Here is an 18453-nt window from a genome sequence, read left to right as displayed (position 1 = left end):
CTTAGCCGCCGGTGCTACCTAGCTTCACGACTTGCTTTTTGAGCGGTGCCCATGCAATGCGTCGGCGCTCCTCTTTTCCAACTAGGTAGTGGAAGCTCACAGCATCGGGGCGGCGGCGTAGATCGTCCCAGGTGGCGCGGTCTACCTGGCCGGGCTGGTACGTTTCGGACGCATTGAAGGCGGGTTGGTGAAAGTTCTGATCCTTGAAAAACTCGTCTATACGGCGGCGCACATAAGCCTCGCGCTCGGCCTGCGAAGCGGTGGAGCCTTGCATCTCATTCACCATAGCCGCTTCCAGATCGGGAGCAGTGAGTACCTCGCGGAAGATGACCTGGCCGGTGGTGTCGGTAATTGTGAAGGTTGCTTCGCCGCTGAGCAGATTCGGGCCGCGCAAGGTGAGCGTAAATAAATCGGGCGTGGAAGGGGAGGAAAACAGGTGCCGTTGACGGACAACCTTCAGCGTGTCGGATTGGGCGTCGACTTTAGCCGCGCGAGTTGTATCCATGGGCTCGGCGGCCGTGGCTGTGTCCGTGGGCATGGTGGTTGTGTGAGACGCCTGCCCCGCTTCCTTGGTAGAGCAGGCAGCCAGCAGTAGCAAAACGATGGGCGAGATAAAGCGCATGGAATGACACGTTTAGTAAGCCTGTTGTTGAGCTGAAATACCTAGGTCTGTACAAACGAAGGCTGCAAATTCAGGTTGCGCATTTGCCGCTACAGCCGTTGCCACACCAGCATAGCCACGAAGGCGGCGCTCAGGCACAGCGACGAAATCTGATTCATGCGCATCGTGTGCTCGAAATCGGCGGCGGCCGGATTGCGCCACACCTGCCAGGCCCAGTTGCTAAACACGGCCACGACAGGGCCGGTAGCTACCAGAAAGATGACCAGATTGCGCAGTTCCTGGCGCTGCCAATAGGTGAAACCCAGCAGCATCGCCCCGAACAATAAGCCAATGGCGGCAAATACAAACGTGCCGCGAATACCTAGGACCAAACTGATGGTTCGGTCGCCACGTTGCCGGTCTTCGGTGTGCTGGTACACTTGCGTGAGTGGATAAGAGCCGCACAAAAACAGCGTGCTTACGAGCGCCAGGAGCAGATTGCTGGGTTCTAAAAGCTGCACAAAGCTAGCCCCGGCACCTACTTGCGTCATCAAAAAGGTGAAAGCGCCCTGAAACACGACAACCACGACGGTGCTGAGTAGCGGGTACTTTTTCAGGCGGATGCCTTCGTAGCTATACGCTTTCGAGACAACCAGGTACACAGCTACTAAACCTGTAAAAAGCGGCCCTAAGAAGCAGGACCCAAGCAGCGCCAGCACATCAAACAGCCAAACCAAATGCAGCAGCTCAACGGATACTTTGGGCGGCTGCTTCAGGCCACCGATGCTGCCTTCGTCGCGGTCGTAGTAGGAGTTGTAGCCATTAGAAGCCGGATAAGCCAGCAAGTGCAGCACGACGAATACCCCAAAAGCGCGCATGCCGTCCAGCGGTGCGGGCAGCGCACTAAGCCCGAACCAGAACACGGGCATCAGGTAAACCGAGAAGGGAATGCGCAGCAGCGGCAGCGCATGGCGGTAGGCAGCAAGGGACATGCACCAAAGGTAGAACTTGCGCGTGTTCCGTTGCCGCTGGTTCTGACTTACGCTAAGTCAAGTAAGTTACCTAGGCCAACCTAGCAAGTAAGTTACCTGTGAGCCAGACCAATGTTTCACTTTGCCCACCTGCCACTCAAAGCTAGCTTTTGGGTCGGCGCGGCGGGCGAGGGCCAGGAGCTGATCGGGTGGGTACATGCGTAGGATGGACACGGTACCGTCCCAGATCGTGCAAAGCGGAATCAGCGGAACCAGGTACGTGAAGAACAGCCGGCTTAGCCGAAAAGGCTGCATGAAAAGCGTTGCGAGCAGCTGTAGCACGGGCAAGATGGTCCAAGCCAGCAGGATTTCGTGCCAGTGCTTGCCCGCGCCTTCAAAGATGCCAATACCAGCGCGTTGGCGCACAGCATCCGCCAGGATAGCTTCTGCGGCGGACGGCGCAAAATGATGATAAGCCGAGAAAATAGTGCGAAAGCCAGTAAGATGCGCCGGCACAGCTAGCGCATCAACCGGCGCTGTTTCGTAGCCAATTCCCCCCTGCGACTGCCGCGCCAAAAGCTGCCACGCAGCCGGCTGCGGGTACAAATCCGTAAGCGTGACGTGGGTTTGCTCCATACCCGGCAGCTGACGCAGCGCACGGGCCACACCTTCGGTGCCGCCGCCCGCCCCGGCACCTAGCTCTACGATCTGGTGCTGCCCGGTTGCCTGCAATGCCTTTCTCAGTAGCGGCACGATGGGCCGGTAGATGCCCAGGTGGCTGATCATGAAGCGCAAATAGTCCATCATGCCGGCGCGCACGACACTTGGGAACCACGGCAAGTCTTCGAATTCGAAGAGTTGAAGACGAATTTTCACGCTGGAAAGTACGGGAGAATCGTCCGCTGGGTCTAGGTTGCCGCGCTATTTCTTAAGAACCTAGCTTTATAAAACCGTCATTTCGACCAACGGGAGAAATCTCGCGTGCAATGGTAAACCTTAACGATTGGAGTTAGCATTGCACGCGAGATTCCTCGCTAGGCTCGGAATGACGTTCCAGCCATGCACGCGAGATTTCTCCCGTTGGTCGAAATGACGTGCTGCGTTCGTTAGTACTTAGGCCAGTTGCTTCTGTCCAGCTTGAACAAGTCGACGTTTGGTGGGCCGACCGGCAACGGCAGCACGGTGCGGTACATGTACGTAATAGCAATAAAGGCTGAGAGCAGGTAAGGGAAAGTCATTTCCATCACCCCATCCAGCGTGCCCAAAGGCAATAGGTACAGCAGCAGCAGGTTAGCTATGAAATAGAACGTAACGCTGCCCAGCAGCATTGCCAAAAACTGCGTTCTGCGGCATTCCACGCAGTTAATCAGCGCGAAGAAGGGCACCCACAAGGGGATTAGAAAGAGGGAAAGCAGAGCGGCCAGCATTCCTCCGATCAAAGCAATAGCGACGTCAGTGGGGTGGTCGAGGCCAAAGAGAAGAGCCAGGAAAAAAGTGCCACCTAGGTTGCTAACTAACCAGATAATAAGGGTTTGCACTAAAGTTGCGCGGGTGGCTGCGGAACGGTTTGCCATAGGTATAAGGCGGAATTAAGTGGAATACAAGACACATCGTTGCAGGTAGGTAGGATATAGTAATTCGGGAATAGTGACTGAGCTGGCCCTGTTTGCCGGAAAGCTAGCTCCGGGGAATATACGTAGATAAGGATGTGAACAGTTTTGAAGTTTTCCAATGAATAATAGGGCAGTAGTAAGAGGTTTCAGAGGGTGAAATCAGTAGCCAAACTCAAATGCACTTTAGCCGGATGCTCTCAAAAGAAAATTGCAGGATAGTTGGAAAACTAACGAATCTTCTATAGCTTTGCATTACAAAGTGCTTTTAGATATATGAAGCCAGCTACTGATCCGCTTGCTCAGCTCACTGAGATTCGCGCCATTATGGAGCGCTCATCGCGTTTTATATCGCTCAGCGGTCTATCCGGGGTAGGGGCAGGCGTGGTGGCACTGACCGGAGCGGGTGTCGGGCACCTGTACCTGCGCGAGCACTACGGCGAGCAGGGCTTCTACCGTCTGCTGAACAGCGACCAAGGGCAGCGGCTGGTGGCGCTGCCGTTTCTACTCGGCTTGGCAACGGCCATTATTCTGCTGGCACTGGCAGTAGCCTTCTACTTCACCCAGCGTCGCGCGCGCCAAGATGGCGCCGTGCTGTGGAGCAGCCTAGGTCGGCGGCTGGCCCTGAGCCTGGCTATTCCGCTGGTGGCGGGCGGGTTGTTCTGCTTGCAGCTCTACCTGAAATCGGCGCTGGGCATGGTGGTGCCGGGGATGTTGGTGTTCTACGGGCTGGCTTTGCTCAACGCCAGCAAGTACACCCTGGATGAAATCCGGCTGCTGGGCCTCACCGAAATAGGGCTAGGTTTGGTGGCAATGTTGCTGCCTGGGCTGGGGTTGGCGTTCTTTGCGCTGGGTTTTGGCCTTTGCCACATCGGTTACGGCCTGCTCATGTACAACCGCTACGAACGCAGCACTCCATCGTGAAGCACCTCATTCATACGCTCAATAAAGCCTTCGACCACCGCGTGCGGTTGGGCGTAATGGCGGTGCTGATGGCTAACGACTCAGTGAGCTTCAATGACTTAAAAGACGCCCTCGACCTGACCGACGGTAACCTGGCCAGCCACGTTGCGGCGCTTGAAAAGGCCGGCTATGTGTCGGTTAGCAAGCAATTCGTAGGTAAAAAGCCAAACACGACCTACACCGCCAGCGCGGAAGGCAAACAAGCTTTCCAGGAGCATTTGAACGCGCTTGAAAAACTGCTGAAAGGAGGCAATTGATATTTTTTTGCTCTTAAGCTTTGAAATACAAAGTACTTTATAACTGTCATTCCGAGCATTCTGCGCATCAAGCAGAGACGAGGAACCCGAGTGAGCTACCTAGGTCTGTAAATCCAGATTCCTCGCTTAGCTCGGAATGACAGCTAGGTTTCAATGATCCAAATCATCTCTTCATAATCTCTATGCGTTTTCCTCTCACTTCTTTGCAAAAGCTACTGCTACCCCTTGGCGCGGTACTGTTCGATTTTCTGTTCTGGCAACAGCAAGCCGGCCTCAACTTGCTGCTGTACACAATGTTTGTGGTCGGGGCGGTGCTGGCTGGCTTGCCGCGCCATGCGCCGGTCTGGCGCTCCGGCTATTTCAAAGCGGCCTTATCAGGAACGCTGCTCAGCGGGGCGCTGGTGGCGCTGTACGGCTCCTTTGTGGCGAAGCTGGCCTGTGTGGTGTCGCTGGCGATGGTGCTGGGCTACGTCAATCAGCCCGACCTGAAGCTGGTGGCCTACGCGCTGCTCACGGCTTTGGGCAACCTAGGTCGGGCCGTGCCGGCGCTGCTGAAACAGTGGGAGCCGCCGCAGCATACCAGCGTGCGGTTGAAGCGCGTGTGGTTTTATAGCCGCCTGCTGCTGGTACCGGTGGGGCTGCTGGTGCTGTTTCATGTGCTGTTCAGCGTAGCCAATCCGCGCTACGATGCGCTGGCAGCTCGCTTCTTTACCGTGCTGGGCGAGTGGCTGGCGCAAGTGTTCGAGCAAATTTCAGTGCCGCACCTGCTGTTCTTCCTGCTTGGCTTGGCGCTTACGGCCAGCGCGCTCATTATCGTGCCCATTCATTTCTTCGCCGACCACGAGTCGCGCTTCGGGGAGTTTGTGCGGCGGCAGCGCGACCGAGTGGCGTCCTTCGCCGTGCGCCGTCCTGATTTCAGCGCCAAGCCTTTCCACCTGCTCGATCTGCGCAAAGAATACCTGGCCGCCCTGGCCGTGTTCGGGCTCGTGAACGTGCTATTGCTGGTCGAAAACCTGGTTGATATTACCTGGATCTGGTTTGGCTTCGTGCCCGAGAAAGGCTTCAACCTGACGCAGTTTGTGCACGAAGGCACCTATGTGCTCATCCTGAGCATCCTGGTAGCCATGGGCATTGTGCTATGGTTTTTTCGGCGCAACCTCAATTTCTACGCGCCGGGTTTGCGCTGGCTGCGACTTGGTGCTACGGTGTGGGTGGTGCAGAATGCGGTGCTGGCGGTGTCGGTGGGGCTGCGCAACTACTACTACATTCTGCACATGGGCCTGGCTTACAAGCGCATCGGCGTGTACGGGTTTCTGCTGTTGACCTTGTTTGGGCTAGGTACCATTCTGCTCAAGATCTGGCAGCGCCGCTCGGCTTACTCGCTGGTGCGCCTCAATGCGCTGGCCGCCTATGGGGTGCTCCTGCTGCTGGCGGGCGGCAACTGGGAAAACTGGATTACGCGCTACAACCTTCAGTCGCGCTTCGATACGCTGGACCTAGGTTTCCTGCTGAACATGCCCGGCCGCATGTTGCCCGAGCTAATGGAAAAGCAAGCCGTGCTGACGCAGATTCCGCACCTGCTCCAAGACACGCCGAGCGGAACGGTGGATTTCATCAGCGCTCAAAATGCCCAGCGTCTGCTCGACCAACGAGTAGCCACCTGGCTGCATGAATATGAAACCGAGCGCAGCTGGAAAAGCTGGACCTACGCCGACGCGCAGGCCTACGAAACGCTGCACCGCCGCGACCTAACTTCCAAGTCGCGCACCTATATCCGCACCGCTCGCGCCCAATTGGGCCTGCCAACTTCCATTGCTAAGTAACCACCACCATGACTTTCCAAAACTGGGCTGCGTACTTCCGCGCCAACCAACACCACCTCGATAACCTGAGTTGGGACGATACTTACCAGCTCACCGAACGGGAGAAACGCGCTGTGCGCCGCTCCGTTCAGCACTTTCAAAAGGGCGAAAGCTCCGCGGGAAGTCACTTTCGCCAGCAGGCCCAGCAGCTAGGTGATGCGGACTACGCCCAAACGCTCGATCTGTTTCTGCAAGAAGAACACGACCACGCCGCCGTGCTCGGCAGTTACCTGGACCAGGAAGAGATGCCCCGCCTGAAGTCGCATGGACTCGACCGAATTTTTCAGTGGCTTCGGCGCCAGATCAGCCTGGAAAACACCGTGCGTGTGATTCTCACCGCCGAGCTGATTGCCGCCGTGTACTACCGCGCCTTGTTCCAGGCTACCTACTCGGGCTTGCTCCAGCAGATATGCCTCCGCATTCTGGCCGATGAGGAGATGCACATCAACTTTCAGTGCTTCACGCTGCACCACCTGAGTCAGCACCGGAGTCGCTTTACCAATTGGTTCGTCCGCAAAGCCTACGGCGTGCTGCTCCTGGGCACCATCCTGGCCGTGTGGCTGAGCTACTTCCGCACGCTACGCGCTGGCGGCTACGGCTTCTTCACGTTCAGCAGCGCCGTGTGGAGCAAGTGGGTGTGGGCCGAAACGATGCAAAAGCATGTCGAGCGCATCACCATTCGTGGGCAGGAGCCCATCGTGTTAGCCAACCGACCTAAGGTAAGCTGGGATTCCAGCCAACGTGTGCAGCCGCGCTGGGCGCATTAAAAGTGACATACCGATACTCACTCACACATCATGGAAAATACTTCAACCATCGAACTAGCGCCACTAGAAACTACTTCGCTTGGGCGTAAACTGGCTGTAGCTCAGCAGATCAAAGACACACTCACCATTCTTGGGATGAACATATTGCTCATTTTCGGAATTATGTTCGGCGTTGCCATACCAGGTTTGGTATTGTACTTCTTGCGCTGGCGATTAACACGGGGTAAGAGTAGTAGAACCGGAGCACTCCTGCTATGGGGCATTGGAGTGTTACACGAAGTATTATGCGCGTTTTTGTTTGCGTCTGCTGATCTACAATCTGAATTGCACGACTGGGCCACCTACTTAGCCTGGGGCTACATCCTAGGAGTGATAATCAACCTATTCGGGTTAGCGGAGACGTTGACTAATCAGGCTACGCCTACAGATTCTGCGCTTCAGTAATGAGTCTCTGGCCTACTCTAAAATCGTCTTCCCCTGGCCTATGCCTAGGTGTGCTAATCGGTAACATCGCCCTGCTTTGGGTGTGGGCACAAATTCCCGCTTGGTACCGCTCGGGCAGCACCGATGCCAGCGCCTACGTGGCGTTGCACTCTGTGTGGCTAGGTGCCGCAGCCATTAGCACTGTGCTGCTGCTCACGAATGCGGCCGTGCTGCGCTGGGCGACGCTGCCGCTGGCTTTACCGCACCTGGAACACGCTGGCCCGATAGATAACACGCAGTTCTGGAAGCACAATCTGGTATTCTGGCTGTGCGTGGTGTTTCACCTATCCTGTCTGGCATTTGCCGCCTGGCTCGCCGTGACGACTGTCGTTAGAGGTTGGCAGTGGCCTTTCTAACATTGAAGCTATGAAGCCAATGATAAGCCAAGAACGCCAAAGCATTGCAGCTCAGTTGCTCGATTTCCTGCTGCTAGCGCTACGCCTGACGCCCAAGTTGCTGTGGTGGCTGCTGGCAACGCTCGTGTTTGCGCTCCTGAACTTAGCTCTGAAGGATGAAGTCTGGCCCAATACAGCGCGAGCTAAAGATTTCTTTGTAGTGGTTGCGGTTAGTTGCTTTGTGCTGCTGCCGTGGTTGTTATCCGTTCTGGCCTGGCGTGTTGCTAATAGTATCAATTGCTCACCCTGGGACACACTAGTGCGCGCATTTGCTGTAATAGGGTTCTTGGGTGCTACTTGCCTCTCCTTGATCGTACTAATCCTGGTTCTCAATGCTTAATACCAGTCTCCGACCAAGAAGCCGCAGCTTATCTTGGCGCAATGCTAGGTTCGCTCGAGGCAGCCGAACGTACTATACGTTTTTCATCCTAGGTACAATGCTCCTAGGCCTAGCCTCTCGGAAGCTCGGGGCTTATTTGCCCGACTTTCTGCGCGAGTATGCTGGCGATACTTTATGGGCGCTACTTGTTTTTTGGCTTATCGGGTTTCTATTCACCCGAAAACCTAGCCAGTGGGTTGCCAATATGGCCCTGGGCTTTTCGTTTAGCATCGAAGTAAGCCAACTCTATCACACTATTTGGTTGGATCAACTGAGGGATACAACGCTGGGCAGCTTGATGCTAGGCCATGGCTTCTTGTGGAGCGACCTAGCCTGCTATGCCTGTGGGATAGGCCTAGGCTATGCGCTGGAAAAGCTACTGAACGTAAGCAGGGCGGCAAATCAGCAGGAGTTTGTGGAAATAAAGGAAACTGTTAGCTAGGTCTTTACAGTTTAAGCAGGTACTATTTTGCAAGCCTAGCTTCAGGGAAGGCTCAGCCCGCGCCTAACTGATATATTTGCCGCTCTGTTATCGGAGTTTCGGCTCTGGCTGGCTCCCAACACGCTCTGCATGTCCGCTCCCACTACTCCTAAGACAAACGAAACTCCCAAACGGCGCTGGCCTAATCGAATTTCGCGGGCTTTTTGGGCCGCGTTTGTAGTTGGGCTGGGCGTGTTCCTGCTCTATCCGATTCTGGTCAGCACCAACTTCCTGTTCCTGTTCGGCAAGTCGCCGAGCCTGGAAGATCTGGAGAATCCGAAAGTGGAGCAGCCCTCGCAGCTGTACACGTCCGATAACGTACTGATCGGTACTTATTTTCGCGAGAACCGCTCGCCGGTGCCCTACAATCAGATTTCGCCGCTGCTCATCAAAGCGCTCATCGCTACTGAAGATGCCCGCTTCTATAAGCACTCCGGCATCGATCCGCAGGCTATTGTGGGCTCCATCTACGCCGTGCTGCACGGCGACAAGCGCGGGGGCAGTACCATCACGCAGCAGCTCGCCAAGAACCTTTACAAAACGCGTCGGGGCGAAACGCGTGGGGCCCTAGGTCACATTCCGGTGGTCAGCACGCTCATCAGCAAGACGAAGGAATGGCTGACGGCGGTGGAGCTGGAGCGGCGCTATACTAAGGAGGAAATTCTGCGGATGTACCTCAATACCGTGGAATACGGCTCCGAAGCCTTTGGCATTAAGGTGGCCGCCAAAACGTTCTTCAACACCTCACCCGACAGCCTCAAGCCCGAAGAAGCGGCCATGCTCGTGGGCGTGCTCAACAACCCGACAGCCTACAACCCGCGCTTCCACCCAGAAAGCGCTCTGAAGCGCCGCAACGTGGTGTTGGAACGCATGGGGCAAGCTAGGTTCCTGAAAGCCAGCGCGGTCGATTCGTTGCAAAAGATGCCGATTGCTCTGGACTACAAAGTAGTGCGACACATCGACGGCCCCGATACCTACTTCCGCGGAGCCATTGGCCAGTTCGTAAATGACTGGTGCGAGCAGAACGGCTACGACATGTACCGCGACGGCCTGAAAATCTACACTACCATCGATTCGCGGATGCAGCAGCACGCCGAGGAGGCCTTGCAGAAGCGTATGAAAAACCTGCAACAGCAGTTCGACCGCTTCTGGCGCAGCCGTGGCGGCAACCCGTGGGTCGACGACGATGGCCACGAGATTTCTAATTTCATTGAAACTCAGATTCAGCGCACTGAGCTCTACAAAGAGCTAGCCGATCGCTACAAAGGTCAGCCGGCTCGCCTCGATTCGGTGCTGCACGCCAAGCGCCCAATGAAGGTGTTCACCTGGAAAGGCGACGGTGATACCACGCTGGTGATGTCGCCGCTCGATTCGCTGGCTTATTACAAGCATTTCCTGCACGCCGGCATGATGACCATGGACCCCTTCACCGGTCAGGTGAAAGCGTGGGTGGGCGGCATCAACTTCCGTTTCTTCAAGTACGACCACGTAAAGCAGGGCAAGCGCCAGCCGGGCTCTACCTTCAAGCCCTTCGTGTACCTCACCGCCCTCGACAACGGCTTCTCGCCTTGCGACCGGATCCGGGATGAGCGCGTGACCATCAAGTACGTGGAGAACGGCAAGCCGATGGAATGGAAGCCAAACAATGTAACGCGCTCCTACACCGGCACCAACATGACCCTGCGCCACGCCATGGCTAGGTCGGTGAACTCCGTAACGGCGCAGCTCACCGAGAGAGTAGGTTGGGACAACGTCGCCCGGTATGCGCACAAAGTAGGAATTCAGAGCCGATTGCTTGATGTACCGAGCATTGGCCTAGGTTCGGCCGGCGACGTGAGTGTGTACGAAATGGTGGATGCCTACAGCACCTTCGTAAACGGCGGTTTCCGAAGCGAGCCACAGTTTATCACGCGCATTGAAGACCGCAACGGCAATGTTATCAAGCAATTCGATCCGAAGCAGAAGCGCGCTATTTCGGCCGAAACAGCGTGGCTGATGCTCTACATGCTGCGCGGCGGTATGGACGAGCCGGGCGGTACGTCGCAGGCCTTGTGGGAGTATGACCTCTGGAAGAACAACAACCAGATCGGCGGCAAAACCGGCACCACTTCCAACTACTCCGATGGTTGGTACATGGGCGTCAGCAAAGACTTGGTAACGGGCGTGTGGGTCGGCGGTGAGGACCGCAGCATTCACTTCACCAATTCCCAGCAGGGGGAAGGTGGCCGCATGGCATTGCCCATCTACGGCGCTTACATGGAGAAGCTCTACCAGGATAAGGACCTAGATATCACCATGGGACCTTTCCCGAAGCCCTCGGTGAAGATTACCAAGAAGTATAACTGCGTATCGCCCGCCGAACCGCGTCGGCGTAGCAGTGCCCCTGTGGATTCTATCGTAGCCGACGACCTGCTGGAGCGAATCAACAGCGGCGCTATTGCGGTGCCGGATAGCTTGTAAGCCGTGTTAGCCCCAGCGGGGCGACATATAGGTAGTAAAAACGTTTTTGCAACATAACTAAGCCCCAGCGGGGCGGCACCTAGGTTAGGTGTCGCCCCGCTGGGGCTTAGTTATGTTAGATAAGCTAGGTTCAGCCGATATGCCGTCCCAGTGGAATAGCCGCAGCAACTTGCTGTTCTACTCTTCCTCCCGATAAAACGACTCCAGCGCCGGGCGCAGCTGCGAATACTCGAACTTGAAGCCCTGCCGCAGCACCTTCTCGGCGCTTACGCGCTGGCTGTAAAGCACGATTTCGCTCATCTCACCCATCATCAGCTTCAGACCGAAAGCCGGCACTTTGGGCAACACCAGCGGGCGATGCATCACGGCTGCCAGTGTTTCGGTGAACTCCTGGTTTGTGACGGGGCTAGGGGCCACCGCGTTGTAGATGCCTTGCCAGTGCGACTCTTCCATGGCCTGCATAAAGAGTCGGCAAACATCGTCCAGGTGAATCCACGACATGTACTGCTTGCCCGAACCCAGCACGACGCCGGCACCTAGCTTCACTGGGCGCGCAAGCTGCGGCAATGCTCCCCCTTCGGGACTCAGCACAATACCCAGGCGCATAACCACTGTTCGGACACCTAGGTCTTGGACTTTCAAGCCCGCCAGTTCCCACTGATACGATACATCAGCCAGGAAGTCTTCGGCCGGAGCGGGGGCAGTTTCTTCATCCACGAGCCGGTCGCCGCTGTCGCCGTAAATGCCAATGGCGGAGGCGGAGAGGAACGACTGCACATGATGCTTGCCTTTGGCTAGCTCCCGAAAAAGCAGTTCGGTGCCACCCAGGCGGCTGTCCATGATGTCGCGCTTGCGCTCCGCCGTCCATTTTCCCTCCGACACGCTCGCGCCGGCCAGGTTAATAACGTAGTCGGCATACGGAATAGCGGCCTCATCTACGGTACCGTGGCTAGGGTCCCAGCGGAAGCTCCGGTAGCGTCCCGTAGTCGACTGACGGCTTAGCAAGGCTACATCGTAGCCCGCATCAATGAGCATTTCGGCCAGGCGTGAGCCAATAAGACCTGTACCTCCCGTGATGAGAACCTTACGCGACATTCTTGTAGTTGCCAGTGGTGAGTTGCTGTGGTAGAGGGCCGGCTAGCTGTTCAGCTAGGTAGTTCGTCGGATTCGTGAATACGGATGCAAGCTAACAGACTGCCGCAATCTGCCAACTACTGCACCGTAACTACGCGCTTATCAGGAGGCCCGATTTACTTTCCAATCAGGCGCAAAAACTCGCTGCGTAGCGCTTCGCTTCGTCCAAATTCGCCGCCGTACTCGGCCGTGAGTGTGCTGCTGCTCGTGTCGTTCACGCCGCGGCTCATCACGCAGAGGTGGTCGGCTTCGATGAGCACGGCCACGTCGTCGGTACCTAGGGCTTGCTTCAGCTCTTCGGCAATCTGGCGGGTGAGGCGCTCCTGCACCTGCGGCCGGCGCGCGTAGTACTGCACCACGCGGTTCAGCTTCGAAAGACCAACTACATGCTCGCCAGGCAAATACGCAACGTGCGCCTTGCCGATAATGGGCACGAAATGGTGCTCGCAGCAGGAAAACAGCGTGATGTCGCGCTCTACCAGCATCTGTTGGTATTGGTAACGGTTGGCAAACAGCCGCACTTCTGGGCGGTGTACGGGGTCGAGGCCCTTAAACCACTCATGGACAAACATTTTGGCAACCCGCCGCGGGGTGCCGTTCAGGCTGTCGTCGTTCAGATCTAGCCCTAGCAGGTTCATAATTTCGCGGAAGTGCTCGGCAATACCAGCAACTTTCTCCTCATCGCTAAGGTCAAAAGCATCCGGGCGAAGAGGCGTGCGTAAATCAGGAGAAAGGTGGGCATCAACCGGGACAGCAGCGCCGTCCGGGGCAGTTGCCGCGGGCACGGATTTATCCATGATATTCTACAGAGTTGCGGTCGGTTTCGTACAGCGTGACCGATAAGGCTAGGTGCGAGGCTAGGTGGGGCCGCAACCGATTCCAGATCACGACAGCGATATTCTCGGCCGTTGGGTTGAGATGACGGAAGTCTTCCGTATCAAGGTTCAAATTTCGATGATCAAAGGTATCCAGAATCTCCCGCTTTATGAGCGTGCTCAGGCGCTTCATGTCATAGACATAGCCCGTATCTGGGTCAATGGGACCCGTTAACCGAACGGTCAACTCGTAGTTATGACCGTGGTAGTTGGGATTGTTGCACTTGCCAAATACCCGCTCATTTTGTTCCGCGCTCCACACTGGATTGTGGAGCCGATGGGCGGCATTGAAGTGCTCGGTGCGACAGACAGTAACTGGCATAGTCGTACCTGAACCAGTGGATTGCGTTTTTGTTCGCGGTGTTTGCAAGGTCCGACTCATTCAAAAAAGCTAGGTCTGGTACCTGGCTGCGGCAATCATCAGCGGAGCATGGGCAATGCAACCGGAGCCTGCCCGATTAAGCTAGCTTAGGTAGGCATGTCGTGGATTATCAGAATGGAATATAGGCCTGCTAACGCGTAGAAAAAGGCGCTTATTTTTGTACTTAGGTTATATAGGTTGTGATGAATTAAATAAAATGATGCTTTGTAGGGGAAAACCAAGTGATGGCGAGCATACATGGCATGAGTATGGCTAAATTCGAGAAGTAGTCTCTACCAGACGAAAACCCTGGAATTCTTGTAAATAACTTTCAATCAATAGTTTAATTTTTATGAAAAAAGGCGTACTCCTCTCCCTCCTGGTGTTCGTTATGACGGTGACCGGCTACGCTCAGAAGTCACCCGTAGACGAAACGGACATGGCAGTTAAAGGCATCCCTCGCAAAGGACAACGCGTTACTATCCAGCTAGATAGCAAGCGGGTGGATGAATCCTGGCAGAAGCAGTTGAACACGCAGTTCGGCAGCAAAATGAAAAGCGACAAAGGTATTTATAGCTTAGATGGTATCATTATAGAGGATATTTCCAAGACGCCAATTCGCGTAATCAGCAAGGTGGATGCCCAGCCCACAGGGACGTCGGTATGGTGGTCGATTGACCTAGGTAACGCTTACCTGAGCAAAGAAGCTACGCCGGTGCAGTGGAAATCTGCTGAAAAGTATCTGAAGGATTTCGCCCGTAGCCTCTACCGCGAAGACTTGGCCGTGCAGATTGCCGAAGCCGAAAAGCAGATGGTCGCATCGCAGAACAACCACCTAGCTGTTATTGCTAAGTCTGAGGCCATCAAGAAGGATATCGAGAAAAACAAGGCGCGCAAGATCGAAATCCAGCAGCAACTGGTTCAGAACGCAGCCGAACTGTTACAGTATAACAACCTGATCGACGCTAACCTGAAAGAGCAGGAAGCTGCCCGCGCCGACATTGTGAACATGCGCGTAGCGCTGGAAGCTGTGAAGGACCGTGCGAACAAGATCGAGTAGTTATAAGCTAGCCCGATAAGAAGAAGCCTCGTCGTATGACGAGGCTTTTTTATGCTTCTTAGGTGAGTAGTAAGCTAGGTTGCGCTACATCGAAGCGCGTACTGCTCGCTCAGCTGCCAACTCATCTTTCCAACCTACCACATGCACAGCGCCGGCCTCGCTACGGTGTAGAAACCATAGGCGCAGGCTCTCCCGCACGGCGGGGTAGTGGCGTATCAGTGCCGCCCAAGTCATTACATCCGGTAGAATCTGCTGGCTAGGTCGAACTGGTACGGCCAGGATTACCTTTTCCAAAGCGCCGGCTTCCTCCAGCACTACCATGCCGATGGGAACTACCTCTAATATGGTGCCGCTGGGCTGGCTTTCCGTGAGAATAAGCACAGCCAATGGCTTGCCCGTCGGAAACTCGGACGTTGGAACCGTATGAGTCCCAGGAATAAAGCCGTAGTTGCCGGGATAGGGGAGGAACTCGATAAGACGATCAGTGCCTGCCCGCTGCCGGTTGCGGAATTCTTTGGTAGCCGGATCATACTCACGCTCGTGGTTGGTGCCCGCGGGCGTTTCTACCACGGCTTGCAGCAGTTTATGGTCGGACGAAAAAGTGGGTAAATTGGCATAATCGGGCTGGCAGCTAGCCAGCCCGATCAGAGTAGTTGTTGTAAAAAGGTAAGGAGCAAGAAAACGCATAATAAGCAGCGTTACTGCGCTAGCCCTTCATCGAGCATGCGCAAAGGATTAAGCTGGTCGAGGCGCAGTATGAAACGGATGTTGTTGGTGAAATTTTGGCGGCTACTTGGAAAGCCATTCTGGTACTGCGAGCCGGCCACCGGAAAGTAGAGCTGTAAAATATCGTGAGCAATTGGCAGCACTAGGCCGGCATCATAAAACACGCGCTGAGCCGCCCGACCCGGCGCAACCAGCTGCTTCTCTTTCGTGGCACCTAGGTCGGTAAAAACGGCCAGGGGCGTCACGGGCAAATCAATTTGTAGGTTGAGCGTACTCATCCAACGCTGGCTTATCACCGGCAGATACGCTTTGAATGCCCCGTCCCGGCCATCCGTTTGGTGTACCTGAGCGGTAAGCGCATCAGAAATCTGCTGGCGGTCCAAGAACACCGTTTGGCGCCGATAGTCCGGGCTGCCGCTCAGGCCCATAAAGAACTCTGTGGCATCTGATTTTTGCAGAAAGCGCCCACCAAACAGGCGAAGCTGAACCCGTTTCTTGGGCGCGTACAGCCGCTCGTAGGTAGCAGCCATGCGCAGCAAGCTAGCTTCCCGTGGTTTATTGTCTTCCGACAAGGTTGGTACTAAGTGATTAAGCTCCACATGAGCGGTCCACTTCTGCAAAGCATTGCCACCGCGCACGCCGTACTCAACCGTCTGAATGCTAGAGGTACGGTTCTGGTCCTGGCTATGTACGGCAGTGTTAGCTAGCTTCACGAAGTGCTGTGGCGCGTTATAAGCCGAATGTGGCAGCATCAACGTAAGGCTAGGTTCGGCTTTGCTGTAGCGCTCAAAACGCTGAACCGTAACGCCTAGCACCACCTGACGTGCTGCCCGCCGTGGTAGCACGTTGAGGTTCAGCGTGCCAACGCCGTTCAGCTCATTTCGCTTGAAGCTGTACATAGGTATAGCCAAGTAGCTGAAGCGCTTTCGATCTAAGGGACTGTTGTAGAATGCCGCGCCCAGCATAAACTTATCGGAGGTGTTAGCGCCCACTACAGGTAGCCAGTTGATGCTGGCTTTGTCCCAGCGCTCCACGCTAGCCAGGGGCTTCAAGCTGATGGGTTCCAGTTGCCGCAATGAACCTTCGATTTTCATTCGGTCGTCGCGGCGGTTGAGTTGCGGCGTGACATACGCCGGATCAACTACGACGGCCGCAACGCCGGCACGGCGAAAGTTGAGCTGCGTTTCGGCATCTTCCTCGCCAAAGCCAAGTGCAGGCGTCCACTGCGTTTCCAGAACTTTTCCTTGAGCATCCAAGGTCGCTACTGGCACGGCAAAAGGCGCTACAGATTCGTTTCGCACTAATACTTTCACTTGCGCATCAGTTACCTGCAGATCAGATACCGTGGCATTGTAGCGGTTCGTAGTGCCCAGCATTTCCTGAAAAAACCAACCTAGCTTTTGCCCGGTGCTTTCCTCAAACACAGCCTGCATATCTTCCGGATAAGGGTGGCGAAACTGCCAGCGGGAGTAATACGCATGCATGGCTGCGTCAAATTTCTCCTGCCCTAGGTAAGCTGCTAAGTAGCGGAGCAACGTCGCCGTTTTCATGTAAACGATAGTCGCGTAGTTGATCTTGCCATAAGCGGCGGCCATGACTCCGCTCACCGGCTGATCGAGCCCGCGGCTGGCAGTGACCTGATACGGCACTTGGTTGAGTGCGGCTGTTGTAAGTCCTGCCAAACCTAGGGTACCCGCCACCTTGCCCGATTTCAGCAGGAAGCCAAACTCACCCGCTGTCGAATCTTCTCGTGTAGTTACCCGGTTTTCTACATAGGAATTTACGCCTTCATCCAGCCAGGCATAGTCCCGTTCGTTGGAAGCCAGCACGCCATAGAACCAGTTGTGCCCTACTTCGTGCACAATAGCCATCGGCATGGTCACCGTTATCATAGGATATTCCATGCCCGAGCCGGCACTCAGGGCCCCATCTACGGCCGTCGCCGACGAGTACGGGTACTCGCCCACCCACTGTGAGTAATACGTTAGGGCATCATTTACATCCTGCAAGCCCTTGATCCACTTGCCGGCTTCGTTGTTGGTAAACAATACCCAAGAAGTTACCTGTCGCCCAGAAGGCAGCGTAACGCCACTCTTCAGTACGTTGAAGCGCTTATCGGCAAACCAGGCGAAATCGTGCACGCGGTCCTGCACGTAACGCAGGGTTTTGGTGTCGGTAGAAGACGCAGGAAAAGAGAGGTCGTTGCCGAAGTCCTTTTCTGTTTTCTTCTGCGCCGTAGCAGCAGCTAGCTGATCCATGCGCTGCTGCTCATCCGGGTTTTGCAGCATGCCCGTCGCGCCAACGATATAGTTGGCGGGCAACGTGATACGCACATCAAACGAACCAAATTCTGAGTAGAACTCGCCCTGGTCTAGGTAAGCCATCGGGTGCCAGCCTTTGCGGTCATATACAGCCGGCTTAGGGTACCACTGTGTGATTTGGTACGATTGCTCAACGTGCCCGAAGCGGGAAAACGAATCCGGAATCTTAACCCGGAAAGGAGTCGTGATGGCGGCTTTTGCTCCCGAGGCCAGCGGCTGCGGCAGAATAAGCTTGGCAATATCAGGGTTTAGCGGGTCGTATTCCAGTCGCGCCGCTTGCCCATTTACCTTGAAATCAAGCTGATCAATATAGCCGCGCTGCTCGGGCTTGGCAAACTGAAACTTCGTGCTGCCATTGCGAAGCTGTTGCTTGGCAAAAGCTGTGGTATTGTCGCGATAAGCGTTAGGCCAGAGGTGAAACCAGATGAAAGTCAGCTGATCGGGAGAGTTGTTAGTGTAGGTAAGCTCCTCCTGAGCGGTCAGCACATGCTGGCGGTCATCCAGCGTCACATCAATGGAGTAGTTGACTTCCTGTTGCCAATAATCAGTCGGGACCGACGCTTGTGCCAGCGTAAGCAAAGGGGTGAGAGCCAGCCAAATGCCAGCCAGATAGCGCTTCATGTAAGGTTGGGCGTTAGCAAGCAAAGGTAGATACAGCGCGAAAGTACGTCTTCAGCCCTGAAACGCCGGAGTATAACCTTTGCGGAGTTTAGCCCGTTTGCCAAGACAAGATTCTCACCATCATCC

18 protein-coding genes are annotated in these 18453 nt (G+C 55.4%); 9 read left to right on the top strand and 9 right to left on the bottom strand.

Annotated elements, in window-relative coordinates; all coding sequences use genetic code 11:
• Position 1: 1 nt before the first annotated feature.
• From IEX74_RS01460 to IEX74_RS01445, 4 genes are all read right to left on the bottom strand, one after another.
• The gene (locus IEX74_RS01460; RefSeq protein WP_188810221.1) at positions 2–622 is read right to left on the bottom strand and encodes a hypothetical protein; all 621 of its coding nucleotides are present in this window, start codon (positions 620–622) and stop codon (positions 2–4) included.
• 89 nt (positions 623–711) lie between these two features.
• A complete protein-coding gene (locus tag IEX74_RS01455; RefSeq protein ID WP_188810220.1) occupies positions 712–1593 on the bottom strand; it encodes a UbiA family prenyltransferase in 882 nt (293 codons plus the stop codon).
• Between the two features lie 66 nt (positions 1594–1659).
• Positions 1660–2448 carry a class I SAM-dependent methyltransferase gene (locus IEX74_RS01450; protein WP_188810218.1) on the bottom strand — a complete coding sequence of 263 codons (789 nt, stop codon included), beginning with the start codon at positions 2446–2448 and terminating at the stop codon, positions 1660–1662.
• A gap of 230 nt (positions 2449–2678) precedes the next feature.
• A complete protein-coding gene (locus IEX74_RS01445) occupies positions 2679–3146 on the bottom strand; it encodes a hypothetical protein (protein ID WP_188810216.1) in 468 nt (155 codons plus the stop codon).
• A 312-nt stretch (positions 3147–3458) separates the two neighbouring features.
• Between IEX74_RS01445 and IEX74_RS01440 the strand changes: the two genes are divergently transcribed.
• The 8 genes from IEX74_RS01440 to IEX74_RS01405 all read left to right on the top strand — a co-directional run bounded on the left by IEX74_RS01440 (position 3459) and on the right by IEX74_RS01405 (position 11229).
• Entirely contained in the window at positions 3459–4106 is a 648-nt protein-coding gene (locus IEX74_RS01440) for a hypothetical protein (protein WP_188810214.1), read from the top strand.
• Complete coding sequence (locus IEX74_RS01435; RefSeq protein WP_188810212.1) at positions 4103–4402, top strand: winged helix-turn-helix domain-containing protein; 300 nt, start codon at positions 4103–4105, stop codon at positions 4400–4402. The genes IEX74_RS01440 and IEX74_RS01435 overlap by 4 nt, the downstream gene beginning before the upstream one ends.
• Before the next feature lie 182 nt (positions 4403–4584).
• On the top strand, positions 4585–6225 hold the full coding sequence (locus tag IEX74_RS01430) for a DUF4153 domain-containing protein (protein WP_188810211.1): 1641 nt from the start codon (positions 4585–4587) through the stop codon (positions 6223–6225).
• Positions 6226–6233: 8 nt separating this feature from the next.
• Positions 6234–7031 carry a ferritin-like domain-containing protein gene (locus IEX74_RS01425; protein ID WP_188810209.1) on the top strand — a complete coding sequence of 266 codons (798 nt, stop codon included), beginning with the start codon at positions 6234–6236 and terminating at the stop codon, positions 7029–7031.
• A 30-nt stretch (positions 7032–7061) separates the two neighbouring features.
• Positions 7062–7475 (top strand): hypothetical protein, encoded by a 414-nt coding sequence (locus IEX74_RS01420; protein WP_188810207.1) that lies wholly within the window; start codon positions 7062–7064, stop codon positions 7473–7475.
• Positions 7475–7870 carry a hypothetical protein gene (locus IEX74_RS01415; protein WP_188810205.1) on the top strand — a complete coding sequence of 132 codons (396 nt, stop codon included), beginning with the start codon at positions 7475–7477 and terminating at the stop codon, positions 7868–7870. The genes IEX74_RS01420 and IEX74_RS01415 overlap by 1 nt, the downstream gene beginning before the upstream one ends.
• A 476-nt stretch (positions 7871–8346) precedes the next feature.
• Complete coding sequence (locus tag IEX74_RS01410) at positions 8347–8730, top strand: ribosomal maturation YjgA family protein (protein WP_188810203.1); 384 nt, start codon at positions 8347–8349, stop codon at positions 8728–8730.
• Between the two features lie 129 nt (positions 8731–8859).
• A complete protein-coding gene (locus tag IEX74_RS01405; protein WP_188810201.1) occupies positions 8860–11229 on the top strand; it encodes a transglycosylase domain-containing protein in 2370 nt (789 codons plus the stop codon).
• Between the two features lie 177 nt (positions 11230–11406).
• Here IEX74_RS01405 and IEX74_RS01400 read toward each other — a convergent pair whose 3' ends face one another.
• From IEX74_RS01400 to IEX74_RS01390, 3 genes are all read right to left on the bottom strand, one after another.
• Entirely contained in the window at positions 11407–12324 is a 918-nt protein-coding gene (locus IEX74_RS01400; RefSeq protein ID WP_188810199.1) for a TIGR01777 family oxidoreductase, read from the bottom strand.
• Positions 12325–12479: 155 nt separating this feature from the next.
• Entirely contained in the window at positions 12480–13160 is a 681-nt protein-coding gene (folE, locus tag IEX74_RS01395; protein ID WP_188810197.1) for a GTP cyclohydrolase I FolE, read from the bottom strand.
• A complete protein-coding gene (locus IEX74_RS01390) occupies positions 13153–13560 on the bottom strand; it encodes a 6-pyruvoyl trahydropterin synthase family protein (RefSeq protein ID WP_188810195.1) in 408 nt (135 codons plus the stop codon). The genes folE and IEX74_RS01390 overlap by 8 nt, the downstream gene beginning before the upstream one ends.
• 391 nt (positions 13561–13951) lie before the next feature.
• On the opposite strand from IEX74_RS01390, the gene IEX74_RS01385 reads away from it, so the two are divergent.
• Complete coding sequence (locus tag IEX74_RS01385) at positions 13952–14659, top strand: hypothetical protein (protein ID WP_188810193.1); 708 nt, start codon at positions 13952–13954, stop codon at positions 14657–14659.
• Between the two features lie 84 nt (positions 14660–14743).
• On the opposite strand, the gene IEX74_RS01380 is transcribed toward IEX74_RS01385, so the two are convergent.
• On the bottom strand, positions 14744–15346 hold the full coding sequence (locus tag IEX74_RS01380; protein WP_188810191.1) for an inorganic diphosphatase: 603 nt from the start codon (positions 15344–15346) through the stop codon (positions 14744–14746).
• 11 nt (positions 15347–15357) lie between these two features.
• On the bottom strand, positions 15358–18327 hold the full coding sequence (locus IEX74_RS01375) for a M1 family metallopeptidase (RefSeq protein WP_188810189.1): 2970 nt from the start codon (positions 18325–18327) through the stop codon (positions 15358–15360).
• Positions 18328–18453: the final 126 nt, after the last annotated feature.

The sequence above is a fragment of the Hymenobacter cavernae genome (assembly GCF_014641455.1).
Lineage (GTDB): Bacteria > Bacteroidota > Bacteroidia > Cytophagales > Hymenobacteraceae > Hymenobacter > Hymenobacter cavernae.
Note: the sequence above shows the minus strand (reverse complement) of the source record. Positions and strands in the feature narration are given on the sequence as shown.